Below are 25,573 nucleotides of genomic sequence, written 5' to 3' on the forward strand. Positions count from 1 at the left end.
TTCGATGCCAGACTTACGTACTATCTTGCGAAAAGAGAAAACGGGAGTGTTGGGCGTGAAGAGTTATCTGGTCGGTGGTGCGGTTCGTGATGCGTTGTTAGGTCTGCCGGTCAAAGATAAAGACTGGGTAGTGGTCGGCGCCACGCCAGAAGAGATGCTCAACGCGGGCTACCAGCAGGTTGGCCGCGATTTTCCTGTTTTTCTGCATCCACAAAGCCGCGAAGAGTACGCCCTGGCGCGCACAGAACGAAAATCCGGTTCTGGTTATACCGGCTTTACCTGCTATGCCGCGCCGGACGTGACACTGGAGCAAGATTTACTGCGCCGTGATCTCACGATTAACGCCCTGGCGCAGGACGACCAGGGCCACATCATTGACGCATACGGCGGTCAGGACGATCTGAGCAACCGTATTCTGCGCCATGTCTCCCCTGCCTTTTCCGAAGATCCGTTACGCGTGCTGCGCGTGGCGCGTTTTGCTGCCCGTTACGCCCATCTGAGCTTCCGTATCGCAGATGAGACGATGGCACTGATGACGGCCATGACGAATGCTGGCGAACTGGAACACCTCACACCAGAGCGCGTCTGGAAAGAGACGGAAAACGCTCTGACGACCCGCAACCCACAGGTCTTTTTCCAGGTGCTGCGCGATTGCGGCGCACTGAAAGTTCTCTTCCCGGAAGTGGATAATCTGTTTGGCGTCCCGGCTCCGGCTAAGTGGCACCCGGAAATTGATACCGGCGTTCACACGCTGATGACGCTGAGTATGGCTGCGATGCTGAGCCCGGAAGTGGACGTGCGCTTTTCCACGCTGTGCCACGATCTTGGTAAGGGGTTAACACCAAAAGCGCTCTGGCCGCGCCACCACGGACACGGTCCGGCAGGCGTGAAGCTGGTTGAAGGACTGTGCCAGCGCCTGCGCGTGCCTAACGACATCCGTGACCTGGCGAAACTGGTGGCAGAGTTCCACGACCTGATCCACACCTTCCCGATCCTGAAACCGGCCACCATCATTAAGCTGTTCGATAACATCGACGCCTGGCGCAAACCGCAGCGCGTGGAGCAAATCGCCTTAACCAGCGAAGCCGACGTGCGTGGGCGCACCGGGTTTGAAGCCTGCGATTACCCGCAAGCGCGTTTGCTGCGTGAAGCGTGGGATGTCGCCAGAGCCGTGCCGACAAAAGATGTCGTCGACGCCGGATTCAAAGGCCCGGAAATTCGCGAAGAGCTAACGAAGCGCCGGATTGACGCGGTAACAGCGTGGAAGGAACATCGTTGCCCTCAGCCCAAAGACTGAGGGCAATCGGTCAGAAGAAGACCACGTAAACGGCAGCCGCCACGATGAAGCGATAGATAGCGAACGGAATAAACGAAATACGCTTAATCAGTTGCAGGAAGGTTTTGATCGCAATCAGCGCCACGATAAAGGCAGTGATAAAGCCCACCGCGAACATCGGAATATCGCCTGCCGTCAGGAAGTGGTAGCTCTTATAGACGTCGAGCATGGTCGCGCCCATCATCATCGGCACCGCCAGCAGGAACGAAAACTCCGACGCTGCATAACGGCTGACACCCATCAGCATCCCGCCAGAAATGGTCGCCCCTGAACGGGAGAAGCCCGGCCACAGCGCCAGACACTGGAAGCAGCCAATCATAAACGCCTGGCGATAGGTCATATCGTCCAGACCTTCTGCGCGTGGCGTTTTCGGTTTCAGCACTTCCGCCGCAATCAACAGGAAGCCCCCCACCACCAGCGCGTACATCACGTTTATAGGGTTGAAGAGCGATTTGATCGTGTCATGGAACACCAGCCCCAGCACTACTGCCGGAACCATCCCCAACAGGATATGGATAAGCGTCAGGCGGCCTTTACCTGCCCCTTCGTGCTCTGGCGGACGACCGAAGTGGATACCAATCAAACCAAACAGACGACGCCAGAACATCACCACTACGGCCAGAATAGAACCGAGCTGAATAACGACTTCAAATGTCTTTGCCGTATCCCCTTCAAAGCCCAGCAGATGACCAACGATAATCATGTGACCGGTACTGGAAACCGGTAAAAACTCCGTCAATCCTTCGACCACACCCAGTATTGCCGCCACCAGCAGCGAGTGTATATCGCTCATCTATAAACCCCTAAAAAGATATAAAAAAACGGTTCACCCATCAGGCAACCGTGAAAGTTACAGCGTTAAGACCGATATAACAGAAAATGGTTTAGCAATTATGACGTTAATTACGGCCTTTCAGATTATGGCCACGCTCAATAATAACGCCAACATTTGTTGCACGCGCCACGGCACCAGGTTTGCTCAGTTTGATGCGCACCCAGGGCGAGTTGAATTTGTTCAGCAGCAGTTCCGCAACCTCTTCCGCCACGCGTTCTACCAGCGCAAAACGTTGCCCTTCAACGTGGCTGATGACCGTTTCACTGATATCGGCATAGCTGAGGCAGTCATTGACGTCATCACTTTTTGCCGACTTGCGGTTATCCCAGCCCATTTCGATATCGAACACCAGCTTCTGTTCAATGGTCTGTTCCCAGTCGTAAACACCAATAGTGGTGATTACCGAAAGTTGCTCTATAAATACAATATCCATCACGACCTGCCTGCTTTTTGGCTAAACCGGATACCACTTCCGGCGAATTATGCGTATTATCCACAGATGTTGAGAATACAGATACATTTTCAAAACGGAACAGCGTTATGAGTGCAATCGCGCCTGGAATGATCCTCCTCGCCTACCTTTGCGGCTCAATCTCCAGCGCCATTCTGGTCTGCCGCATCGCCGGGTTACCTGACCCTCGCGTAAGTGGTTCCGGGAACCCCGGGGCGACCAATGTACTACGAATTGGCGGCAAGGGAGCAGCCGTAGCGGTTTTGATTTTTGATGTTCTGAAAGGAATGCTACCCGTCTGGGGCGCCTATGCTCTGGGCATTACCCCGTTTTGGCTTGGCCTCATCGCCATCGCCGCCTGTGTTGGTCATATCTGGCCCATATTTTTCGGATTTAAAGGCGGCAAAGGCGTTGCAACCGCGTTTGGTGCTATTGCGCCTATCGGCTGGGATTTAACCGGCGTCATGGCCGGCACCTGGCTGCTGACCATTTTACTGAGCGGTTATTCGTCGCTGGGTGCGATTGTCAGCGCACTGATCGCGCCGTTCTATGTCTGGTGGTTCAAGCCGCAATTTACCTTCCCGGTATCGATGCTCTCCTGTCTGATCCTGCTGCGTCACCACGACAATATTCAGCGTTTGTGGCGACGTCAGGAAACGAAAATCTGGACGAAGCTGAAGCGGAAAAAGAAAGAATCTGAGTAATCGACATGCCCGGCGGCGCTTTGCTTGCACGGGCCAACAGCGACATTGTCCCCTTCAGGTTATGTCTTATAACCAAATGTGATTTAGGTCACCTTCTGCCTGTGGTAACTGTTAGAGACACAACACAACCACACAAAAAGAAAATGGCAGAAATTACAGAAACAGCACCCCTTTCAACGGCAGGAAATGCCCCTGATGGCGACATCAAGTGGGTACGTAACGCATCAGACGTTTCACGCCTGGTCAACGACGGCTCTCAGGGCCGGGCCAATGCCTGTATCGCATCGGTATCGCGCTGGGCGGTATTTTCCTGGATGCCTACGATCTTGGCGCGCTGGCGTTCGGTATCAAAGATATTACCCGCGAATTCAGTCTCACCCCTGCGGGCACCGGAATGGTGGCTTCGGCCATTACCTTCGGTGCCATTGTCGGGGCATTGCTCGGCGGTTATCTCACGGACAAAATCGGGCGCTATCGCGTCTTTATGGCCGACATGGTGTTCTTTGTGGTCGCAGCCATCGCCTGTGCGCTGGCGCCAAACGAGTATGTACTGGCAGGCGCACGCTTTGTGATGGGTCTCGGCGTGGGGATTGACCTGCCGGTGGCGATGGCGTTTCTGAGCGAGTTCGCCAGGTTGAAAGGGCCGGGGAATAAAGCCTCAAGCGTCGCCATGTGGTGCCCGACCTGGTATGCCGCCATCAGTATCTCTTACCTGCTGGTGCTCTTTTTCTACGCCGTACTGCCGGAAAGCCACAGCGACTGGTTGTGGCGTTTGATCCTGGGCTTTGGCGCGGTACCTGCACTGGTGATTATTGCTATCCGCAGCCGCTATATGAGCGAGTCTCCGGTCTGGGCGGCGAATCAGGGTAACCTGAAGGAGGCGGCGTCTATTTTACGCCAGTCGTATAACATCAACGCCCACGTGCCGCAGGATGCGCTCGACCAGCCCGCACCGGTGGTCAACAAGGCGAAATGGTCAAACTATCTGAACCTGTTCCGCGGCATCTATTTACGACGCACTACGCTCGCCACACTGCTGTCGGTGGTTTCCTCGTTCGCCTATAACGCGGTCGCCTTTGGGCTGCCGGTGATTATCTCCAGTTTCTTTGTGCAGTCGATGCTGACCACTATTCTGATTTCGCTGGTGCTTAACCTGCTGTTTGCCTTCGTGGGTGGACTGCTGGCGGTGCGCTACGTGCCGCGCTTCGGCGCATGGCGGATGTCGCTTGCGGGTTACGCCTGTCAGCTTATCGCCCTGCTCGGCCTGGCGCTGATTGGTCGCCCCGAGGGCGCAGCAGAAGGTGTTGCCGCCGTTGCGATGCTGGCTCTGTTCCTGTTTGGTCAGGGCTTTGGACCGGGCGCGCACACCATGACCTTTGCCTCCCTGAGCTACCCGACCTCGCTGCGCGGTGTGGGCGTAGGCCTTAACCAGACGCTGATGCGCAGCAGTTCAACGCTATCGCTGTTCCTGTTCCCGTTGCTGGTCGCGTCCCTCGACACCGCTGTGTTCTGGGTGATCGCCCTGGCGCCGTTTATCGGCCTGGCCTCACTGCTGGCGATCCGCTGGGAACCGTCCGGGTATGATGTGGATGCGGAGGATTACCGGTAGTTTCTTCTTTAACTGAATTGTGGAATGGTTCCGTTCACTACAGCACCTCTGCTATCTGAAACGCCCGCTGCGGTGAACGGAACAAACCTCAAGACTTATCCATAAGCGACTCATATGACAGCCTTCATTTCCGCCAGGGCATACTGAAACGTAACCCGATGGTGAGCAGATGGATGCAGCATGTTAGCAACTCAGGTCACTGATAACTCTTACAAAGGCTGGCAGGCATCGCTTGCTCTGCAATTTTGTCACACCCCTGAGAAAACCCTCCTGCACTCCGCTCACCATGTCGGGCCGCTCACCGTTCAGCGGCCATTTTATCCCGAAGGTGAAACCTGCCATCTCTACCTGTTGCACCCGCCTGGCGGGATTGTCGGTGGTGATTCGCTGGATATCACCGTACGGCTGGACGCGAAAAGCCACGCACTGATCACCATGCCCGGTGCCAGTAAGTTCTATCGCAGTAGCGGACCACAGGCCTGCCTGAACCAGCACTTTTACCTTGATGAAAATGCAACGCTGGAGTGGCTACCGCAGGACACCATTGTCTTCCCCGGCGCGAATGCCGCATTGCGTTCCGTCTTTCACCTGCGGGCATCCAGCACCTTGCTGGCCTGGGAGCTTTACTGTCTGGGCCGCCCGGTCATTAATGAAACCTTCAGCCACGGCACGCTTGAGAGCCGTCTTGAGGTATGGGTCGACGACGAGCCACGCCTGATTGAGCGCCAGCATCTCAGCAATGGCGACCTGACGCCCGTCGCCGGCCATCCGTGGATCGGCACCTTACTGTTTTATCCCGCCTGCGAAAATCACCTTGAAACGGTACGCGAGCGGCTCGGTCCGCTGGACAATTTTGCCGGTGCCACCCTCACCGACGACCTGCTGTCGGTACGCTTTCTTGCACATGACAACCTGATTTGCCAGCGGGTAATGCGCGATATCTGGCAGTCGCTTCGCCCGCTTTTAACCCCCAAAACCGCCTGTTCGCCGCGTATCTGGCAGACATAAGAGAAACGTTATGGAACTGACCCCCAGAGAAAAAGACAAGCTGTTGTTGTTCACCGCCGCGCTGGTTGCCGAACGCCGTCTTGCGCGCGGGGTAAAACTCAATTACCCGGAATCGGTCGCGCTGATCAGCGCCTTTATTATGGAAGGCGCACGCGATGGCGAAACCGTGGCCTCGCTCATGGAATCAGGCCGCCATGTCCTGACGCGCGCGCAGGTAATGGAAGGTGTACCGGAGATGATCCCCGATATTCAGGTGGAAGCCACCTTCCCGGACGGATCAAAGCTTGTCACCGTTCACAACCCGATCGTGTAAGGAGCCACTGATGATCCCAGGCGAATATCAGGTTAAACCCGGCAATATCGCTCTTAACACCGGGCGTAAAACAGTGAGTGTGATCGTTGAAAACCACGGCGACAGGCCGATCCAGGTAGGTTCGCATTACCATTTTTATGAGGTAAACCCGGCGCTGAAATTCGATCGTGAGGCCACGAAAGGCTATCGGCTCAATATCCCGGCAGGCACTGCGGTGCGCTTTGAACCCGGCCAAAAGCGCGAGGTAACGCTGGTTCTGGTGGCGGGCGCACAGCGCATTTTCGGTTTTCGCGGCGATGTGATGGGAGAGGTGAAAAATGGCTGACATTTCACGCAAGGCTTACGCCGACATGTTCGGCCCGACCACCGGAGATAAAGTGCGTCTGGCCGATACCGAACTGTGGATCGAAGTCGAAAACGATCTAACGGTGTACGGCGAAGAGGTTAAATTCGGCGGCGGAAAAGTGATCCGCGATGGCATGGGTCAGGGGCAAATGACCTCGCAGGCGTGTGTGGATCTGGTGCTGACCAATGCGCTGATTGTCGATCACTGGGGGATCGTGAAAGCCGATATCGGCGTCAAAAACGGCCGGATCTTTGCCGTGGGTAAAGCCGGAAACCCGGATATCCAGCCCGGTGTGACGATCCCGATTGGCGCCGCAACGGAAGTGATCGCCGCCGAAGGGAAGATCGTTACCGCCGGCGGGATCGACACCCATATTCACTGGATCTGCCCGCAGCAGGCAGAAGAGGCGCTCGTCTCTGGCGTTACCACCATGATCGGTGGCGGAACGGGGCCAGCGGCAGGTACTAACGCCACCACCTGTACGCCAGGGCCGTGGTATATCGCCCGCATGTTGCAGGCCGCCGATACGCTTCCCGTCAACATCGGTTTACTGGGTAAGGGAAATGGCTCGAACCCTGACGCCCTGCGCGAACAAATCGCCGCCGGAGCCATCGGTCTGAAAATTCATGAAGACTGGGGCGCAACCCCTGCGGCCATTAACTGCTCGCTGACGGTTGCCGACGAGATGGATATTCAGGTGGCGTTGCACAGCGATACGCTTAACGAATCCGGGTTTGTTGAAGACACGCTGGCGGCAATTGGCGGGCGCACCATCCACACCTTCCACACCGAAGGCGCGGGCGGTGGACACGCGCCGGACATCATTACCGCCTGCGCGCACCCGAATATTTTGCCCTCCTCCACTAACCCGACGCTGCCCTACACCGTCAACACCATCGACGAACATCTCGACATGCTGATGGTCTGCCACCATCTCGACCCCGATATCGCCGAGGACGTGGCGTTTGCTGAATCCCGCATTCGCCGGGAAACCATCGCCGCCGAAGATGTGCTGCACGATATCGGTGCCTTCTCGCTGACCTCGTCCGATTCTCAGGCCATGGGCCGCGTGGGTGAAGTGATTGTCCGCACCTGGCAGGTGGCTCACCGCATGAAGGTGCAACGCGGTGCGCTGGCGGAAGAACGCGGCGATAACGATAACTTTCGCGTCAAACGCTATATCGCCAAATACACCATTAACCCGGCGCTGACTCATGGCATCGCACATGAAGTCGGTTCAATTGAGGCGGGAAAACTGGCTGACCTGGTGGTCTGGTCACCGGCCTTCTTTGGCGTGAAACCGGCCACCATCGTCAAAGGTGGGATGATTGCCTGCGCGCCGATGGGCGACATCAACGCCTCGATCCCCACGCCACAGCCTGTGCACTATCGCCCGATGTTTGGCTCTCTGGGTGCCGCAAGACATGCTACCCGGCTGACGTTTATCTCCCAGGCCGCCGCATCCGCCAACCTTGCCGGGCAACTCAACCTGCAAAGCGCCACCGCCGTGGTGAAAGGCTGCCGCAGCGTGAAAAAGGCCGACATGATCCACAACGGCCTGCAACCGAATATCACCGTTGATGCGCAGACGTATGAAGTGCGTGTTGACGGGGAACTGATTACCAGCGAACCGGCTGACGTTTTGCCGATGGCACAACGCTATTTCCTGTTTTGAGGAGCGACAATGATCTACTTAACTCAACGCCTTGACCACGCGCACCGCGTCACCGCCAGCGTTACGCTGCCGATTGATGTGCGGGTGAAAAGCCGCGCCCGTGTTGCGCTGAACGACGGTCGTGAAGCCGGGCTGATGCTTCCCCGAGGTTTACTGCTGCGCGGCGGTGACCTGCTGGCCAGTGAAGACGGCAGCGAAGTGATCGAGGTGATTGCCGCACCGGAATCCGTGTCGGTCGTGCGCTGTGCCGATCCGTTCCTGCTGGCTCGCGCCTGTTATCACCTGGGCAACCGCCATGTTCCGCTGCAAATCATGCCAGGCGAACTGCGCTATCACCACGATCATGTCCTCGACGATATGTTGCGCCAGTTCGGACTGGAGGTGACCTATGCCAGCCTGCCCTTTGAACCGGAAGCAGGTGCCTACACCAGCGATGCCCACAGCCATAGCCACTCGCACGCTCACTCACATTAAGGATTAATCATGCGTAAGTATTTACCTCTGTTACTGCTGGCTTTCTCCCTTCCGGCGCTGGCTCATCCGGGCCACGGTGCCGACAGTTTTCAGGCAGGTTTTTTCCATCCGCTGACCGGGCTTGATCATCTGCTGATGCTAACAGGCGCGGGCGTACTGTCGGCACTGAGCGGCCGCAAGCTGCTACTGCCCTTTGCCACTCTCGGGATGATGCTGACCGGCGCAATTGCGGGCAGCCTGCTCGGCGGCTTTAGCGGGATGGAGATGCTGATTATCGCCTCACTGGCGGTATGTGGCGTGATGATGTTTAAAACTGAAAATCGTCTGCTGCTGGCGGTGCCTGCGCTGGCAATGTTCCACGGCTGGGCGCACGGCGTGGAGATGGCTGGCCATAACTTCTGGCTCTTCACCAGCGGGTTTATGTTCGCCAGCGCCACGGTGCTGTGTGCCAGTTTTGCGGCGGGATTACTGCTGCGCCGCCACGACGGTCTGCGTAAAACCTTCGGCGGCGGGCTGATTGTCTCTGCCCTGTTGGCGCTGATGAGCTAATGGAACACTCCCGCCAGTGGCTGCGACTGATGCAGCTTTCCAGCAGCAGCCTGCCTGTCGGGTCATTTACCTGGTCGCAGGGGCTGGAATGGGCCGTTGAGGCCGGATGGGTAACCAGTGCCGATGCATTCAAAGACTGGCAAATTCAGCAGATGGAACAGAGCCTTTTCTGCGTCGACCTGCCGCTGTTTATCCGTCTGTATCAGGCCTGCGAGCAGCAGGAACTGGCCGCAGCCAAACGCTGGACAGCTTACCTGCTCGCCTGCAGGGAAACGCGCGAGCTGCGCGAAGAAGAGCGCAATCGCGGCGCAGCCTTTACGCGGTTGATTAAAAGCTGGGAGCCGGACTGCCCGGCAGACTGGCTGGCATTAATTGCGCAAAGCCAGCTCTGTGGCATGGCGTGGCTGGGTATGCGCTGGGGAATTGGTGCCCGCGAGCTGGCCCTGAGTCTGGGCTATAGCTGGATTGAGAGCGCCGTGATGGCGGGCGTTAAGCTCGTCCCGTTCGGACAGCAGGCTGCGCAACAGCTGATTATCGGGCTGAGCGACCATTTTGCGAAAGGGCTGGATGCAGCATTTTTACGGGGTGATGAGGCGCTGGGTGCGGCAACGCCACTTTCCGCCATCGCCTCTGCGCGACACGAAACACAATATTCACGGTTATTCCGTTCCTGAGGATGCAACATGGCTGATTACAAACACCCTCTGCGCGTTGGCGTGGGCGGCCCGGTGGGGTCGGGCAAAACCGCACTGCTGGAAGCGCTCTGCAAGGCAATGCGCGACACGTATCATCTGGCGGTGGTCACTAACGATATCTACACCAAAGAGGATCAGCGTATCCTGACCGAAGCGGGCGCGCTGGAGCCAGAGCGCATCGTGGGTGTGGAAACCGGCGGGTGTCCGCATACTGCCATTCGTGAAGATGCGTCGATGAATCTCGCGGCCGTAGAAGCATTAAGTGAGAAATTCGGCAATCTGGATCTGATCTTCGTCGAAAGCGGGGGCGACAACCTGAGCGCCACCTTTAGCCCGGAGTTGGCGGATCTGACCATCTATGTGATCGACGTTGCTGAAGGCGAGAAGATCCCGCGTAAGGGCGGGCCAGGGATCACTAAATCAGATTTCCTGGTGATCAATAAAACCGATCTCGCGCCGTACGTTGGCGCCTCGCTGGAGGTGATGGAGCGTGACACCAACCGGATGCGTGGCGAGCGTCCGTGGACCTTTACCAATCTGAAGGCGGGTGACGGTTTAGCAACGATTATTGCGTTTCTGGAAGAGAAAGGAATGTTGCGGGTGTAGTGCAGTTTATTGCCCGGTGGCGCTGCGCTTACCGGGCCTACAAAACCGTAGGCCGGGCAAACGAAATGCCGCCCGGCAAAAAAACTTACGCCTCTGGCAATTCTGCCAGCGGCCAGCGCGGACGTACGGACACGCTCAGGTCAGACGTTGCGCCCGCATTCAGACGCACCATCCCGGCGTAAGCAATCATCGCGCCGTTGTCAGTACAAAACTCCGGACGCGCGTAGAACACTTCACCGCGACGTTTTTGCATCATCTCTGCAAGCTTCGCGCGCAGGGTACGGTTAGCGCTCACGCCACCCGCCATCACCAGACGCTTAAAGCCGGTCTGATCCAGTGCACGTTTGCATTTGATCATCAGTGTATCTACCACTGCATCTTCAAACGCGCGGGCGATATCAGCGCGAGTCTGCTCGTCGTTTTCGTTATTGCGAATGGTATTGGCCGCGAAGGTTTTCAGGCCAGAGAAGCTGAAATCCAGCCCCGGGCGATCGGTCATCGGACGCGGGAAGACAAAACGCCCTTCGGTGCCCTGCGATGCCATTTTCGATAGCATCGGGCCGCCCGGGTAATCCAGTCCAAGCAGTTTGGCGGTTTTATCGAACGCTTCACCGGCCGCGTCGTCGATAGACTCGCCCAGCAGTTCGTATTTGCCAATTCCCGTCACGCTAATCAGCTGGGTATGGCCACCAGAAACCAGCAGTGCCACAAACGGGAATTCAGGTGGGTTATCTTCCAGCATTGGCGCCAGCAAATGCCCTTCCATATGGTGCACCGGAATCGCCGGAACATCCCACGCGAACGCCAGAGAACGCCCGACCGTGGCCCCAACCAGCAGCGCGCCGACCAGACCCGGGCCTGCTGTATAGGCAACTGCATCGATCTCTTTTGCGCTCAATCCGGCTTCTTTCAACGCCGCCTGAATCAAAGGAACCGTTTTACGTACGTGGTCACGAGAGGCCAGTTCAGGCACGACACCACCGTAGTCAGCATGGAGTTTCACCTGACTATACAGTTGGTTGGCAAGCAGCCCTTTTTCGTCGTCGTAAATCGCGATGCCGGTTTCATCGCAGGATGTTTCTATACCCAGTACACGCATGACTTGTTTTACCTCATTTCAATACCGCGCAGTGTAGAGCCTGGGCGGGTTGATGTAAAACTTTGTTCGCCCCAGGAAGAAGGCTCGTGTATACTCCTCACCCTTATTAAAGTCCCTTTCAAAATCGCATTGGTGCTTTACAAAGCAGCAGCATTTGCAGTAAAATTCCGCACCATTTTGAAATAAGCTGGCGTTGATGCCAGCGGCAAACCGAATTTATTAAAGGTGAGAGTTACATGCCGGTAATTAAAGTACGTGAAAACGAGCCGTTCGACGTAGCACTGCGTCGCTTCAAACGTTCATGCGAAAAAGCAGGTGTTCTGGCGGAAGTTCGTCGTCGTGAGTTCTATGAAAAACCAACGACCGAACGTAAACGCGCTAAAGCTTCTGCTGTGAAACGTCACGCGAAGAAACTGGCTCGCGAAAACGCACGCCGTACTCGTCTGTACTAATCTGTTGAGGGCTGCGGTCCTCAATTGACAGACAGAGTAATAGTCGTAAGGCCGTGCTTCCGGAAGGAATGCGCGGCTTGTTTTCGTTTATAAGTCGCTTAAATTTTTGGGGCATATGGCCGGAAGAATCCCACGCGTTTTCATCAATGATCTGCTTGCCAGAACCGACATCGTCGATCTCATCGACGCGCGGGTAAAGCTCAAAAAGCAGGGCAAGAACTACCATGCGTGCTGTCCGTTCCATAACGAAAAAACCCCCTCTTTCACCGTAAACGGTGAAAAACAGTTTTACCACTGCTTCGGCTGTGGCGCTCACGGTAATGCCGTCGATTTTTTAATGAATTACGACAAGCTCGAGTTCGTTGAAACCGTCGAAGAGCTGGCGGCGATGCACAACCTTGAAGTGCCGTATGAAGCCGGAACTGGCCTGAGTCAGATAGAACGCCATCAAAGGCAAAATCTCTATCAGTTAATGGAGGGGTTAAATGATTTTTATCAGAAATCCTTCACCCAACCCAATGCCGAGCCTGCACGTCAGTATCTGGAGCAACGCGGTCTAAGCGCCGAGATTGTTCAGCAGTTCGCTATTGGTTTTGCTCCGCCAGGCTGGGACAACGCGTTAAAACGTTTCGGTGGTAATGTCGACAACAGGAAGCTGCTGCTCGATGCCGGAATGCTGGTCAACAACGACCAGGGAAGAACTTACGACCGTTTCCGCAATCGCGTGATGTTCCCGATTCGCGACAAACGGGGCCGGGTTATTGGATTCGGTGGCCGCGTACTGGGTAACGATACGCCGAAATACCTTAACTCCCCGGAAACCGATATTTTCCATAAGGGTCGCCAGCTGTATGGCCTTTATGAAGCGCAGCAGCATCAAGCTGAGCCACAACGACTGTTGGTTGTCGAAGGATATATGGATGTTGTCGCCCTGGCGCAATACGGTATTCATTATGCCGTTGCTTCGCTAGGAACATCGACCACAGCCGATCATATGCACATGTTATTCCGGGCAACGAATAACGTTATTTGTTGTTACGACGGCGACCGTGCAGGACGAGATGCCGCATGGCGTGCGCTTGAAACGGCAATGCCTTACATGACGGACGGTCGTCAGCTACGCTTTATGTTTCTGCCCGACGGTGAAGACCCGGATACGCTGGTGCGTAAAGAAGGCAAAGAGGCGTTTGAAGCACGGATGGAGCAGGCTCAGCCGCTCTCCATGTTTCTGTTTAATAGTCTGTTGCCGCAGGTCGATTTGAGCTCACCAGATGGCAGTACGCAGCTGGCAGCGCTGGCGCTGCCGCTTATCAGTCAGGTCCCTGGCGATGCGCACCGTATTCAGCTGCGCCAGACGCTGGGTCTGAAGTTGGGCATTTTTGATGACGGCCAACTTGATCGTTTAATGCCAAAACAGGCAGAAAGTGGTGTCGTACGTCCCACTCAGCAGATAAAACAAACTCCTATGCGTATACTTATAGGACTGCTGGTGCAAAACCCGAATCTGGCACCGCTGGTGCCACCCTTGCATGGGCTGGTGCAGAGCAAGCTACCTGGACTCAGCCTGTTCAACGAGCTGGTGAGTCTTTGTGTAGCCCAGCCAGGCCTGAATACGGGTCAGCTTTTAGAGAACTACCGCGGGACAAGTGAATACTCAACACTTGAAAAACTCTCAGCCTGGAACGATATAAAGGATGAGAATGTTGAAAAAATGTTCACCGACACGCTAAACCGAATTTTTGATTCAATGCTTGAACAGCGACAGGAAGAGTTGATAGCTCGCGATCGCACTCACGGTTTAAGCAGTGAAGAACGCAGGGAGTTCTGGGAAATCAGACAAGCCCTGGAAAAAAAATGAATTTAACGGCTTAAGTGCCGAATATCGATCGGGGAGCCCCCGGCAGCCGCACTGAGAGGCAGCGGCACAAATATAAGTACGCCCTCGCTTTAAAGGTTGGCAGCACCATCGCCAACACCAATCAAACGAATTAAGTGTGGATACCGTCTTATGGAGCAAAACCCGCAGTCACAGCTGAAACTTCTTGTCCAACGTGGTAAGGAGCAAGGCTATCTGACCTATGCCGAGGTCAATGACCATCTGCCGGAAGATATCGTCGATTCAGATCAGATCGAAGACATCATCCAAATGATCAATGACATGGGCATTCAGGTGATGGAAGAAGCACCGGATGCCGATGATCTGTTGCTGGCTGAAAACTCCAACAACACTGACGAAGATGCGGAAGAAGCTGCTGCACAGGTACTGTCCAGCGTGGAATCTGAAATCGGGCGCACCACTGACCCGGTCCGCATGTACATGCGCGAAATGGGCACCGTTGAACTGCTGACCCGCGAAGGCGAAATCGACATCGCTAAGCGCATCGAAGACGGGATCAACCAGGTTCAGTGTTCCGTTGCCGAATACCCGGAAGCGATCACGTATCTGCTGGAACAGTATGACCGCGTTGAAGCTGAAGAAGCGCGCCTGTCTGATCTGATCACCGGTTTTGTTGACCCGAACGCTGAAGAAGATCTGGCGCCAACCGCTACACACGTCGGTTCTGAACTGTCTCAGGAAGAGATGGATGACGACGAAGACGAAGATGAAGAGGAAGACGACGACAGCAGCGATGACGACAACAGCATCGACCCTGAGCTGGCTCGTGAGAAGTTCGGTGAACTGCGTACCCAGTACGAACTGACCCGTGACACCATCAAAGCAAAAGGCCGTAGCCACGCCGCTGCTCAGGAAGAGATCCTGAAACTGTCTGAAGTATTCAAACAGTTCCGTCTGGTGCCAAAACAGTTCGACTACCTGGTAAACAGTATGCGCGTCATGATGGACCGCGTGCGTACCCAGGAACGTATCATCATGAAACTGTGTGTTGAACAGTGCAAGATGCCGAAGAAGAACTTCATCACGCTCTTCACCGGCAACGAAACCAGCGAAACCTGGTTCAACGCCGCTATCGCGATGAACAAGCCGTGGTCTGAAAAACTGCATGACGTGAAAGAAGACGTGCATCGCGGGCTTCAGAAACTGCAGCAAATTGAAGAAGAAACCGGCCTGACCATCGAGCAGGTGAAAGATATCAACCGTCGTATGTCTATCGGTGAAGCGAAAGCCCGCCGTGCGAAAAAAGAGATGGTTGAAGCAAACTTACGTCTGGTTATCTCTATCGCTAAGAAATACACCAACCGTGGTCTGCAATTCCTGGATCTTATTCAGGAAGGCAACATCGGTCTGATGAAAGCGGTAGATAAATTTGAATACCGTCGTGGTTACAAGTTCTCCACCTACGCAACCTGGTGGATCCGTCAGGCTATCACCCGCTCTATCGCGGATCAGGCGCGCACCATCCGTATTCCGGTGCATATGATTGAGACGATTAACAAACTCAACCGTATCTCCCGCCAGATGCTGCAAGAGATGGGCCGCGAGCCATCGCCAGAAGAGCTGGCTGAACGTATGCTGATGCCGGAAGACAAGATCCGTAAAGTGCTGAAGATTGCCAAAGAGCCTATCTCCATGGAAACACCGATCGGCGACGATGAAGATTCGCATCTGGGTGATTTCATCGAGGATACCACCCTCGAGCTGCCACTGGACTCTGCGACCACCGAGAGCCTGCGTGCCGCAACGCACGATGTTCTGGCTGGCCTGACCGCCCGTGAAGCAAAAGTTCTGCGTATGCGTTTCGGTATCGACATGAACACCGACCACACGCTGGAAGAAGTGGGTAAACAGTTCGACGTTACCCGTGAACGTATCCGTCAGATCGAAGCGAAGGCGCTGCGTAAACTGCGCCATCCGAGCCGCTCTGAAGTGCTGCGTAGCTTCCTGGACGACTAATCGGTCCTCGATGAAAAAGCTCCCTCCGGGGAGCTTTTTTTTTGGGGTTTTCCGCTCAGAGTACAAAAATTGGTAGGGGCCAAAATCACAGATGAAATTGTAAATGATATTTATTTTCATTATCATTTTTCTTTTCGTAAACTACTGTAAAGAAAAATTACATGAATTTCAAAACATTAAAAAATCAATCTCTCTGTGCGCTCTTCATTTCTCTGGCACTTCAGGCGGGCCCCGCCTTTGCAAAGGACTTCTCAGAGGATCGGTTCGCCTCCCAACCGCTGGGGCACGGCGTTTACGAGCTGGCTTATGATGCTGGTCAAAAAGCAGTTTATGCCGCGTCCGCCCCCTCTTTCGATAAGGACAAAACGACCGGGGACGTTTTTCAGCTCGCCGCTGACTCCCTGAAAATGAACACGCGGATCGCCACCCAGCGCCGCCCTTTTGCCGTCTCACTGGATGAGCAAAATTATATTCTCTGGTTGGGTAATGCGCTGGATGGCTCCGTTTCCCTGCTGGACACCCGCACCCACAAAGAACTGAAAACCCTCCAGCTCGCCGATTCAGAGAATCAGGCCCATGTCCGTGAAGTGGTTCTCGACAAGAAACATCAGCGGCTCTACGTCTCTGGTATTGGCAGTGAAGGCAAAGGCACGCTGTGGGTTGTCGACACGCAAAACCAGAAGCTTGCGCATACCCTGAAAGGGATGGATCCGGTCGGCTTTGCCGTTGATGAGGCAGGCAACAAGGTTTACGCCGTGACCGGAAAAGGCGAGCTGATCACCCTGGATGGCAAAACCTCTCAGGCAATCTCCCGCGTGAAGGTCGATCCGTCTGAGCCTAACCATTACTTCCTCAACATCGCGCTGAACGCCGCCAAAGGGGTGGGTTTTATCACCGATAGCAACACCAGGGACGTATTGGTTGTTCAGCTCGATTCCGGCAAGATCCTTCACCGGGTTCCAACGCCGAACTCCATTGCCGCCGTCTACAACCCGGCGCGCAACGAAGTGTACGTCACCCACCGCAATGCACGTCAGATTAGCGTTATCGATACCGACACCTACAGCCTGAAACACACCGTCAAAACGGCCGCCATGCCAAACAGCATGGCGCTTTCTCCTGACGGCAAAACGCTGTTTGTCAGCGTAAAGCAGGATGAAAAAGCCACCCAGGCTGACTATGTGCTCAAACTCGATTTAACCCAATTCTGAGGATTGCTTTGTGATTAACCAGACACGTACGGCGCTGGCGATTTCGCTCGCCCTCGCCAGCCTTCCTGCGGCCGTTTTCGCCGAGGAGACAACACCCGCTAATGAAGATCAGATTGTGGTCACCGCCACCGGTTTCGCTCAGGAGCGCCGCGAAGCACCGGCGACCATCTCCGTTGTCGGCGAGAAAGAGCTGAACACCCGTTCGAACCAGAATGTGACTGAAGCGTTGCGTGAGATGCCCGGTGTATTAGTGGGGAACGGTAACGGGAGCCTTGCCACCGGTGATGTGCAGATGCGCGGCATGGACTCCACGTATACCTCCTATATGGTCAACGGCATCAAACAAGGAACCCGCGAGTCCCGCCCTTACGGCCACCATATCGGTACCGAAGCAGCATTCCTGCCACCGCTTGCGGCTATCGAACGCATAGAGGTGATCCGTGGGCCGATGTCCTCCCTGTATGGTTCAGACTCCATTGGCGGCGTGGTGAACGTCATCACCAAAAAAGGCTACAACCTGGATAAATGGACCGGGGTGCTGGAGGATAACTACTTCCTTCAGGAGAAAAGCGAGTACGGCAACACCAACCAGACCAATGCCTTTTTGATGGGGCCGGTCATTCCTGGTAAACTCGGCGTGAGCGTGGCGGCGGATTATCTTGATCGCCGTGACGATGACAGCCAGAACGATGAGCGCTTCGTTAAGCACCAGGCTGGCAACCTGGACGCCACCATTAATATGGCCCCGACCGACACCCAGCTGTGGGATTTGAACGTCGTCAAAGGGCATCAGGTAAAATCACACAACGATAAAGCCTGGCAATGGGACTTCGACCGAGATGCCGCGTCGTTATCCCAGCACGCGTGGTACGGCGACGACCTGGTGGAAGTAAAGAACTTCATCAGTTACGAGAGCGCCAAAACCGAATACCGCGTCCCGGGTATGAGCTCGCAGTTTATCAAACAGAAAAACTATGAAGCCAATAGCGCAAACACCTTTAATCTCGGCGATCATAAGCTGACGCTTGGGATCAACTTCACCCGCAACGAGCTGGATGATACGTTCGGCATCGCCGACAAAGAGGTTCCGGGGATCACGCCGGTCAGCGAGATCAGCCGCAACGGCTGGGCCGTGTTTGCCGAAGACGCGTGGATGATGGTGCCAGACTTCACTCTGACCACCTCGGCGCGTCTCGATCACGACAGCTACTTTGGTTACCACGTGACGCCTAAGCTCTACGGGAACTGGACCATTGATGAAAGCTGGGCGCTGAAAGGTGGTGTATCGGCGGGGTATAAAAAACCTGACCTGCGTGAGAACAACGAAGGCTTCACCAGCGTCTATGGCTCTTATCCTTACTCGTACATTGGGATCGGTAACGATGACCTGAAGCCAGAGCAAAGCGTTAACACCGAGCTGGGCGTCTACTGGCAGCAGGATACGCTGGCGCTGGATGCCACCGTGTTCTTCACCAAATTTAAAGACAAGATCAGCGACTACACCATCTGTACCGCAACCGCCACGCAGAAGTGTATTTACAACGGTTATGAAGCTGAAGAAGTGTCCCAGTATTTCAACGTCAGCGATGCGGAAATCTATGGTCTGGAGCTGAACGCCGACTGGCAGGTCACGCCTGGGCTGAAGGCTAACGCAAACTATACGTACACCCACAGCGAGCAAAAAAGCGGTCAGTATAAGGGAGAAGCGCTGAACGAATTCCCAGGCAGTATGGCCAACTTGTCACTGACGTGGAATGCGCTCAATGACCTGGAGCTGTGGACCACCAGCAGTTGGCGCAGTAATACGCCAAACACCGGTAAATCAACCTCAACCGAGGCCTATGCGCTGGTCGATTTAGGTGCCCGCTACCATCTCAGTAAGAGCATCACGCTGATGGCCGGGGTTTATAACCTGTTCGACGTGAACCCGATTTACAAAACGTCCTATAACCAGTCTTCCATCCTGGAAGGACGCCGCTACAACATGGGCGCTCGATTCGAGTTCTGATAGTGACGCCGGAGCCTGAGGCTCCGGCAGTTACAGTCCGCGCACAACCAACGCTTCATCAAGTTCGCGATACGCCTCAACCAACTTATCCAGCGTCGCCCTGTTCAACCCACTCGGGTTTGGCAACACCCACATCTGCGTAACGCCGATAGTGATGCGTTGTTTACCCCACTGTGTTCCGCGCTGGCTAAATGCCTGCTCATAAGCCTGCTTACCGAGGATCGCCAGCGCCGCTGGCTGGTAGTCTTCAATCTTTTTAATCAGTTCACGCCCGCCACTGCGCAGTTCGTGCAGATTCACTTCGGTTGCCTGTACCGTTGGCCGCTCGACCAGCATGGTTATCCCGCAACGCGTATCCAGCAGATGCTGTTCCTCTTCAGGCTTCAGCAACCTGTCGGTAAACCCCGCCTGATGAATAACCTTCCAGAAGCGATTGCCCGGGTGGGCAAAGTGAAAACCGGTGTGCGCCGAGGACTTACCGGGGTTAATACCGCAGAACACCACCCGCAGGCCAGGGGCAAGAATATCGTTGATCATATTTACTCCCGATCGATACATCATCGTGGAAGTATAAAGGATTGATTATGCGTTGTTTATAAAAACAGCAGGCAGGTGCGAATGGCTGGATTGCTGCGGGGAGTTACTTTATAATTCACCGCCACGGCCCCTTAGCTCAGTGGTTAGAGCAGGCGACTCATAATCGCTTGGTCGCTGGTTCAAGTCCAGCAGGGGCCACCAAATAAAACAAGGAGTTAGATGAGAAATCGTCTGACTCCTTTTTCGTTTTATACGAATCGGGTCAGGTAATGGGTCAGGTAAGGAATTGCCTCCCTGCCCTCTTCATCCCGCTGCCAGCATCCCCGGATAGTGCTTCGCCACGATATCATTCATCTTTTCTGTCAGATCGCACCGTTTAAAAGTGATGTGTGCGGTTCCCTTTTGGAAGTAACGGATACTGAAAAAATCATCTTCGTAAACATCCTTTGAAGGGTTGTCCCGAATATGCTCCATCAACCGTGTAGTGACATCACCACGGTTGTCGGGTATCGGTTTACCATCGAGCAGAAACAGCATTCTCTCCATGTCCGCTAGTTGATCCCGCCGCCAGCCCCAGTTCAGACTAAATCCCCAGCGATTATGACTTACCAGATTATTGATGATGATCTTCTTACCGAAGCTGCAGGGACTATTGGTTTTGTAATCCCACGACAGCCCTTTGAAGACATTGATAATGCCACGCTCAAATACATCCATTTTGTTCAGATGTAGCTGCTCAAAAGTACTGAGGATATTCACCTCACAGATAGCAGGAAGATCGCCCTCCTCCAGGTTCTTGTGCCACTGGTCGCGAGCCTGCGCATCCATCAAGGCCATCATGCCGGACTTCAGCATCAAATCGCGCCAGATACTGCGGTCAATATTGCGGGTGATGGCAGGCATCGCTTTATCAACCTTCTCAGTCAGCCAGCTATCGTAACGGTGCCCGGCTTTCATCGCCCAGTCTTGCGCTGTACCCCCGCCAATTTCTGAGGTTAACCGTGAAATGGCATCAAGCTGCTGAATGAGTTGTTCTATCTGTTTCAGTGCGGTATCACGGCCAGTGACCACACGTTCAATATTGGTTGAAAGGATAAGTTCGTTGTGATCTGTTAACACGTCGGGTTCTGTTTGCATCGTTAATCGTCCGTAAAAGCAAACACGCCTGCCGAAAGTGGCAGGCGCATTATGCGATGAATAAAAAGGGTGGAAAGCGCAGAGATAAAAATCAGGAATGAGGCTCGAAGAATTTAAGTATTTATTAATCCGGTAGCTCGTCTGGCTCGGAGAATATCGGTAGCGGTCAGGAATGGCGTCTGCTCCTGCCAGGTGAATCCTTTGCGGTCAGTACGCACCAACTCATAACGTTCCACTAAGAAATTCACCGCATCAGCCAATGTTATTCCCGCTTCGATATGCTCCTGGATGGCAGCGTCATCATGGAATGGCGTGTCGTTAAGCGTCAGGCCGTAATGGTGCTCCAGCAGATACGTTAACAATTGCTGCCACACCTGTACGGGCGACAGGCGTGACGAAACCGGCACCGTGGCCGGTACAGATGAAATGTGCATGTGTTGAGTCTCTTAAGAAAAGGAACGGAAGATTTGAAGGTTTACAAAGCTGAGATGATGCTGAAGATCAGTCCTTAACCTGATTTGAGGGATAAATTGCGATATACACATACCCATGACTGCCCAACGTATCGGCTTCACAGGTTAGCCCGTTACGGTACAGCGTGACGCAGTGCGCGCACCGGGGATTCAGCTCACCGGAGAGCAGCATCAATTCCAGATGCGCTACAAAATGCGGAAAGGATTGATCCAGATCTCGGGCCTGCATCTCGCTGAATGTGCCAGTGAATCCTGCCCGCTCTGCCAGAAAATGAAGACGATGACCTTCCTGCACCAGCCGGGCTCCAAAGCACAGTGTGATATCTCTTTTAAGACCCCAGGTCTGGATAGTGTCTTTATTCATCATTTTATTCCTGTTAAAGAAGGCCATGTTCGGCGAAGGAGAATATCTGCCTGCTACCGACAATCAGGTGGTCGGGCACGCGAATTTCCACCAGCATCAGCGCCTGTACCAGTCGCTGAGTGACAGCCTTGTCTGCCTGGCTCGGGACAACCTCCCCGGACGGGTGATTGTGGGCAAATATCACTGCCGCCGCATTAAAGTACAGCGCACGTTTTACCACCTCACGGGGATGGACTTCGGTGTGACTGAGTGTGCCGGTGAACAGCGTTTCGTGGGCAAGCAGCTGGTTCTGGTTGTTGAGATACAGCACGACAAACTCCTCCCGCTCAAGGGTGCCCATCTTCAGCCTAAGCCAGTCGCGGGCAGCCTGTGTGGAGGTGAATGCAACACCTGGTTCGCGCAGATGCTGGTCAAGCAGATTGAGGGCACGTTTGATGGTGCGCAGTGAGGTCAATGGCAGTTCCGGTGTAAACAGAGTGAGTTGTTTTTCCATGGCAGAACTCCTTAATCAAAGGTAGTAAGGATGGCACTGGATTCGGTACGGCAGACGTAATGTCTGTATTCGAGCAGGCAGATGGCAATATGAGTGCAAAATGCATGAGGAAACAGAGTCAATAATGACCCAGTGGTTCATACCCAATCACAGTGTTAAAAATAAAAAATCCCGCAATCCAATGAGGATGCGGGAGGATGCAAGGGGATAATATCTATCTGAAAAAGTTTAGAAAAATGGATTTTTCCCGAGACCTATTATGAAATTTTTTCGATCAGATACTTCTCGGATATGATCGTCTGCTGAGTGCCTGCAGGAATTAAGGTGACATCGAGCCTGCATGTGGACACAGGTGGAGCGGCGAGGTAATGTCTTTAAGGAATCATTTAGCTATTATTTGACAGTATCTTGAGGGACTTAGAGTGCGCGTTAAATCGATTAAGCTTACCAATTTCAAGAAATTCAAAGATGAACATCTTGAGTTCAACGATGACGTAAATATCTTTGTAGGTGATAACAACGCCGGTAAAAGTACGATTCTGGAAGCCTTGGAGATGGTTCTTAATTACAACTATCGTGGCCGTCCCTTCAACACCGAGTTAACACCAGACATTTTTAACAAGGATGCAGTCCAGCAATTCTTGGCTTCTGACAAGTCAGCCAAGCATCTGCCTAGCTTGACGATTGAGGCATTCATCGATGGAGTGCCAGAATATCGAGGGGTGAATAACTTCCTGAAAGCCGATGCGCAGGGGATCTCGGTGCAAGTGCGCTTCGATGCTACGCTTGAGGACGTGTATGTCGACTACCTGAAGACAAACCCTAACATTACGAGTATTCCGATCGAGTTCTACAAGCTGGAGTGGTTGGATTTCGGATGGAACCCCATTAAGGCTGTAGCCAAGAAATTCAGGGCGTTGTACATCGATCCGACCCGCATCCACCCGACTTTGGGTAAAAATCAGTACATCTCGACCATCCTGAACACTGCGTTGAACAAAGAGGAACTGGTTAAGCTGACTCTCAATTATCGCGAGAATCAGCAGGTGTTCAACAACTCGGGTGAGGTCAAGATGGTCAACACTGGCCTAGATACAGACCACTTGATCACGGACAAAAAACTCTCCATTGCCGCGAGTACCTTACCTGCCGGATCTATTCAAACCAGTCTTCAACTTGAGGTGGATGACGTACCTTTCCAGTTCATCGGCAAGGGTGAACAGAGTAATGTGCAGATCAAACTCGCAATTCAGAACAAATCGAAGGATATCGATTTGGTGATGATGGAGGAGCCCGAAAACCACCTTTCGCACACTAACCTTAATAAGCTGGTGCACTACATCGAGAGGCAGCGGGGCACCAAACAGCTCTTCCTTACAACTCACAGCTCGTATGTGCTCAATAAGCTGAGCATTGATAAAATCTGCCTTGTCCAGACGGGATATAAGCGCCTTCATAAGCTTGATCCTGCAGTCGTCAAAACCCTTAAGCGATTGCCGGGCTATGATACCTTGCGTGTGGCATTGTCGCGCAATGTGATCTTGGTAGAGGGACCGTCGGACGAGCTGGTACTCAAGAAGATCTACCTTCGCAAACATGGTCGACTGCCGGAGCAAGATGGAATCGATATCATTGTGGTGCGCGGAGTCGGGTTCGATACTTTCATCTCAGTGGGCATGGAGATTGGTACCAGTATCAACGTGCTCCGGGATAACGATGGAGCCTATGATGAGAACGTCGTGAAGGCCCGTGAGGCCTATGCGGCCTATCCCAATATCAAGCTCATCTCCTCTGAGAATGATGAAGAGTTTTCGCTTGAGCCCGCGATGATTTATGCCAATGCAATCGACCTAAAAACGCTGAATGCTTTCGCTGAGGAGGTGTTATCCAAGCAGACCTACAACCTCTACAAGAAGGTTGCCGACTTGAACAAACGGCGCGAATTTCTTATCGAGTGGTTCCGAAGCGTTAAGGGAAACGGTAAGGGCGCTCGCAAGGTCGATTCGGCTATCAAGCTGTTTGATGGGAATATAGATTTCAAGTACCCGGCCTTCCTCGATGAGGTGTTCAACTTTGGCTAATGAATTCTGGATCGCCGGTGCAGGATCAGGCAAAACCTATAAAATCATCCAGGACGCCATTAAGGTGATAGAGGCAGGTGGCCGTGTATTGGTAGTCACCTACACGACGAACAACCAAGCCGAGATCCGTTCTCGTTTCGTGGAGCTATATGGCAAAAGCAGTGATGATTTTGTCGTCAAAGGCTTGTTTTCCTTTTATCTGGAAGACTTAGTGAGACCCTACCAAAATGTTGTGTTCCCTGAGCGCATTACCACCACAGTGTTCACCGAGCATAACCCTCACCTGATGCCGGGTACGAAGAATTGGTATCCCAATAGGGGAGAGAAAATTGGCGGTACGTTAAACCCACTCCATTATCTGACCTCCTGCAAGACAAAAGCATACACCGGCCTACTAGCTAAGCTGGCTACTAGGATCGCTAGCGCGACAAAGAATGCACCAGCCAAGAGGTTGAAAGATATCTATCATCGGGTCTTTTTCGATGAGGTTCAGGATTTAGTTGGTTGGGATTACGATGTTATCAAAGCGCTAAGTAAGATAATGTCTGACTCAATTTGCTGTGTCGGCGATTTCCGTCAAACTATTTACACGACTACGTTCGGTCAAAAGGCACCGCATACTCCTGCGCAAAAGATCCAATATTTTCAGAAGATAAATTTTGAGCAGCGCTCGCTGCCGAGAAACCGTAGATGTATTCAAAAAATCTGTGATCTGTCCGATACGATTCATCCCGGTCTCTATGAAAAGACACTGTCAGAGGTGGAAAATGTTCCTGATGAGGTGGCCCATCACTACGGTGCCTTCGTCATCAAGTCTTCGCAGGTGAGCGATTATCTCACAACGTTCAAACCTCAGGTTTTGCGATGGTCATCGTCCATGGGTAGAGCCTATTTGCCGCCTGATCTGGGCTGTCACACCTTCGGTTCCAGCAAAGGTCTCGGTTTCGATCGTGTCCTGATTATTTCACCAGAGAAACATCTCAAGTATCTAGGCGGCGACCTCAGGGTGTTCGACAAAGATAAAACGGAGGAGTCTAGAAACAAGCTGTACGTGGCCATTACCCGAGCTCGTTACAGCCTGGCGTTTGTCGTTGAGGAAGAGCATTTTACAAATATAAAGCTGCCGCATTGGATTAGACCTGTGTAAGTCGATGCTAACGTCTAACCATTTAACTTCCGCTTGTCACTCCCAGCAGACCTTACAGCCAGAAGCGGATACATTTACCTGAAGAATGAAACTGACCACTGCGCTCATCGTTCGGAA

At 53.7% G+C, this 25,573-nt stretch carries 25 protein-coding genes, 1 tRNA gene and 1 pseudogene; 19 read left to right on the forward strand and 8 right to left on the reverse strand.

The annotated features are described in order from the left end of the window. Nucleotides 1–55 precede the first annotated feature (55 nt). The gene (locus tag HV107_RS06265; protein WP_182062495.1) at nt 56–1,297 is read left to right on the forward strand and encodes a multifunctional CCA addition/repair protein; all 1,242 of its coding nucleotides are present in this window, start codon (nt 56–58) and stop codon (nt 1,295–1,297) included. A gap of 10 nt (nt 1,298–1,307) precedes the next feature. Here the strand turns inward: HV107_RS06265 and bacA are convergent, their stop codons facing one another. Beyond that, on the reverse strand, nt 1,308–2,129 hold the full coding sequence (gene bacA, locus HV107_RS06270; RefSeq protein ID WP_182062496.1) for an undecaprenyl-diphosphate phosphatase: 822 nt from the start codon (nt 2,127–2,129) through the stop codon (nt 1,308–1,310). Between the two features lie 106 nt (nt 2,130–2,235). Further along, nucleotides 2,236–2,604 (reverse strand): bifunctional dihydroneopterin aldolase/7,8-dihydroneopterin epimerase, encoded by a 369-nt coding sequence (folB, locus tag HV107_RS06275; protein WP_182062497.1) that lies wholly within the window; start codon nt 2,602–2,604, stop codon nt 2,236–2,238. A gap of 107 nt (nt 2,605–2,711) precedes the next feature. Between folB and plsY the strand changes: the two genes are divergently transcribed. From plsY to ureG, 10 genes and pseudogenes are all read left to right on the forward strand, one after another. Further along, on the forward strand, nt 2,712–3,326 hold the full coding sequence (plsY, locus tag HV107_RS06280; protein WP_182062498.1) for a glycerol-3-phosphate 1-O-acyltransferase PlsY: 615 nt from the start codon (nt 2,712–2,714) through the stop codon (nt 3,324–3,326). Nucleotides 3,327–3,469: 143 nt separating this feature from the next. Then, a pseudogene (locus HV107_RS06285) lies at nt 3,470–4,935 on the forward strand (MFS transporter). A gap of 180 nt (nt 4,936–5,115) precedes the next feature. Then, nucleotides 5,116–5,943, forward strand: a complete 828-nt coding sequence (locus HV107_RS06290; RefSeq protein WP_182062499.1) for an urease accessory protein UreD — start codon at nt 5,116–5,118, stop codon at nt 5,941–5,943. A 10-nt stretch (nt 5,944–5,953) separates the two neighbouring features. After that, nucleotides 5,954–6,256: an urease subunit gamma gene (locus HV107_RS06295; RefSeq protein WP_182062500.1), complete on the forward strand. Its 303-nt coding sequence runs from the start codon at nt 5,954–5,956 to the stop codon at nt 6,254–6,256. A gap of 10 nt (nt 6,257–6,266) precedes the next feature. Beyond that, nucleotides 6,267–6,581, forward strand: coding sequence for an urease subunit beta (locus tag HV107_RS06300; protein ID WP_182062501.1), 315 nt, complete (start codon nt 6,267–6,269; stop codon nt 6,579–6,581). Then, entirely contained in the window at nt 6,574–8,277 is a 1,704-nt protein-coding gene (gene ureC / locus HV107_RS06305; protein ID WP_182062502.1) for an urease subunit alpha, read from the forward strand. Before HV107_RS06300 ends, ureC begins: the two co-directional genes overlap by 8 nt. A 9-nt stretch (nt 8,278–8,286) precedes the next feature. Continuing rightward, nucleotides 8,287–8,751 carry an urease accessory protein UreE gene (gene ureE, locus HV107_RS06310; RefSeq protein WP_182062503.1) on the forward strand — a complete coding sequence of 155 codons (465 nt, stop codon included), beginning with the start codon at nt 8,287–8,289 and terminating at the stop codon, nt 8,749–8,751. 9 nt (nt 8,752–8,760) lie between these two features. Continuing rightward, nucleotides 8,761–9,300, forward strand: coding sequence for a HupE/UreJ family protein (locus tag HV107_RS06315; RefSeq protein WP_182062504.1), 540 nt, complete (start codon nt 8,761–8,763; stop codon nt 9,298–9,300). After that, nucleotides 9,300–9,974 carry an urease accessory protein UreF gene (locus HV107_RS06320; RefSeq protein ID WP_182062505.1) on the forward strand — a complete coding sequence of 225 codons (675 nt, stop codon included), beginning with the start codon at nt 9,300–9,302 and terminating at the stop codon, nt 9,972–9,974. The genes HV107_RS06315 and HV107_RS06320 overlap by 1 nt, the downstream gene beginning before the upstream one ends. 9 nt (nt 9,975–9,983) lie before the next feature. Continuing rightward, a complete protein-coding gene (gene ureG, locus HV107_RS06325; RefSeq protein WP_014071813.1) occupies nt 9,984–10,601 on the forward strand; it encodes an urease accessory protein UreG in 618 nt (205 codons plus the stop codon). An 85-nt stretch (nt 10,602–10,686) separates the two neighbouring features. On the opposite strand, the gene tsaD is transcribed toward ureG, so the two are convergent. Beyond that, complete coding sequence (tsaD, locus tag HV107_RS06330) at nt 10,687–11,700, reverse strand: tRNA (adenosine(37)-N6)-threonylcarbamoyltransferase complex transferase subunit TsaD (protein ID WP_182062506.1); 1,014 nt, start codon at nt 11,698–11,700, stop codon at nt 10,687–10,689. A gap of 236 nt (nt 11,701–11,936) precedes the next feature. Between tsaD and rpsU the strand changes: the two genes are divergently transcribed. The 5 genes from rpsU to HV107_RS06355 all read left to right on the forward strand — a co-directional run bounded on the left by rpsU (nt 11,937) and on the right by HV107_RS06355 (nt 19,224). After that, a complete protein-coding gene (gene rpsU, locus HV107_RS06335; RefSeq protein WP_001144069.1) occupies nt 11,937–12,152 on the forward strand; it encodes a 30S ribosomal protein S21 in 216 nt (71 codons plus the stop codon). A gap of 115 nt (nt 12,153–12,267) precedes the next feature. After that, on the forward strand, nt 12,268–14,010 hold the full coding sequence (dnaG, locus tag HV107_RS06340) for a DNA primase (RefSeq protein ID WP_182062507.1): 1,743 nt from the start codon (nt 12,268–12,270) through the stop codon (nt 14,008–14,010). Between the two features lie 150 nt (nt 14,011–14,160). Beyond that, nucleotides 14,161–16,005, forward strand: a complete 1,845-nt coding sequence (gene rpoD, locus HV107_RS06345; RefSeq protein WP_182062508.1) for an RNA polymerase sigma factor RpoD — start codon at nt 14,161–14,163, stop codon at nt 16,003–16,005. 161 nt (nt 16,006–16,166) lie between these two features. After that, entirely contained in the window at nt 16,167–17,216 is a 1,050-nt protein-coding gene (locus tag HV107_RS06350; RefSeq protein ID WP_182062509.1) for a YncE family protein, read from the forward strand. A gap of 10 nt (nt 17,217–17,226) precedes the next feature. Further along, nucleotides 17,227–19,224, forward strand: coding sequence for a TonB-dependent receptor domain-containing protein (locus tag HV107_RS06355; RefSeq protein WP_182062510.1), 1,998 nt, complete (start codon nt 17,227–17,229; stop codon nt 19,222–19,224). Nucleotides 19,225–19,254: 30 nt separating this feature from the next. Here HV107_RS06355 and mug read toward each other — a convergent pair whose 3' ends face one another. Continuing rightward, entirely contained in the window at nt 19,255–19,761 is a 507-nt protein-coding gene (gene mug, locus HV107_RS06360) for a G/U mismatch-specific DNA glycosylase (RefSeq protein ID WP_182062511.1), read from the reverse strand. A gap of 125 nt (nt 19,762–19,886) precedes the next feature. Here mug and HV107_RS06365 point away from each other — a divergent pair. Continuing rightward, nucleotides 19,887–19,962: transfer RNA gene (locus HV107_RS06365), tRNA-Ile, on the forward strand. A 102-nt stretch (nt 19,963–20,064) separates the two neighbouring features. On the opposite strand, the gene HV107_RS06370 is transcribed toward HV107_RS06365, so the two are convergent. The 4 genes from HV107_RS06370 to radC all read right to left on the reverse strand — a co-directional run bounded on the left by HV107_RS06370 (nt 20,065) and on the right by radC (nt 22,228). Then, on the reverse strand, nt 20,065–20,898 hold the full coding sequence (locus HV107_RS06370) for a DUF4942 domain-containing protein (RefSeq protein ID WP_182062512.1): 834 nt from the start codon (nt 20,896–20,898) through the stop codon (nt 20,065–20,067). 113 nt (nt 20,899–21,011) lie between these two features. Next, nucleotides 21,012–21,332: a TA system toxin CbtA family protein gene (locus HV107_RS06375; protein WP_182062513.1), complete on the reverse strand. Its 321-nt coding sequence runs from the start codon at nt 21,330–21,332 to the stop codon at nt 21,012–21,014. 67 nt (nt 21,333–21,399) lie between these two features. Next, a complete protein-coding gene (locus HV107_RS06380; RefSeq protein ID WP_182063469.1) occupies nt 21,400–21,735 on the reverse strand; it encodes a type IV toxin-antitoxin system YeeU family antitoxin in 336 nt (111 codons plus the stop codon). 13 nt (nt 21,736–21,748) lie between these two features. Further along, nucleotides 21,749–22,228: a RadC family protein gene (gene radC, locus HV107_RS06385; RefSeq protein WP_182062514.1), complete on the reverse strand. Its 480-nt coding sequence runs from the start codon at nt 22,226–22,228 to the stop codon at nt 21,749–21,751. Nucleotides 22,229–22,650: 422 nt separating this feature from the next. Between radC and HV107_RS06390 the strand changes: the two genes are divergently transcribed. Together HV107_RS06390 and HV107_RS06395 are read left to right on the forward strand one after the other, a co-directional pair. Beyond that, nucleotides 22,651–24,309 (forward strand): ATP-dependent endonuclease, encoded by a 1,659-nt coding sequence (locus HV107_RS06390; RefSeq protein WP_182062515.1) that lies wholly within the window; start codon nt 22,651–22,653, stop codon nt 24,307–24,309. After that, the gene (locus HV107_RS06395; RefSeq protein WP_182062516.1) at nt 24,302–25,456 is read left to right on the forward strand and encodes a UvrD-helicase domain-containing protein; all 1,155 of its coding nucleotides are present in this window, start codon (nt 24,302–24,304) and stop codon (nt 25,454–25,456) included. Before HV107_RS06390 ends, HV107_RS06395 begins: the two co-directional genes overlap by 8 nt. The last annotated feature ends 117 nt before the right edge of the window (nt 25,457–25,573 follow it).

It is taken from the genome of Enterobacter sp. RHBSTW-00175 (assembly GCF_013927005.1).
Taxonomy (GTDB): domain Bacteria; phylum Pseudomonadota; class Gammaproteobacteria; order Enterobacterales; family Enterobacteriaceae; genus Enterobacter.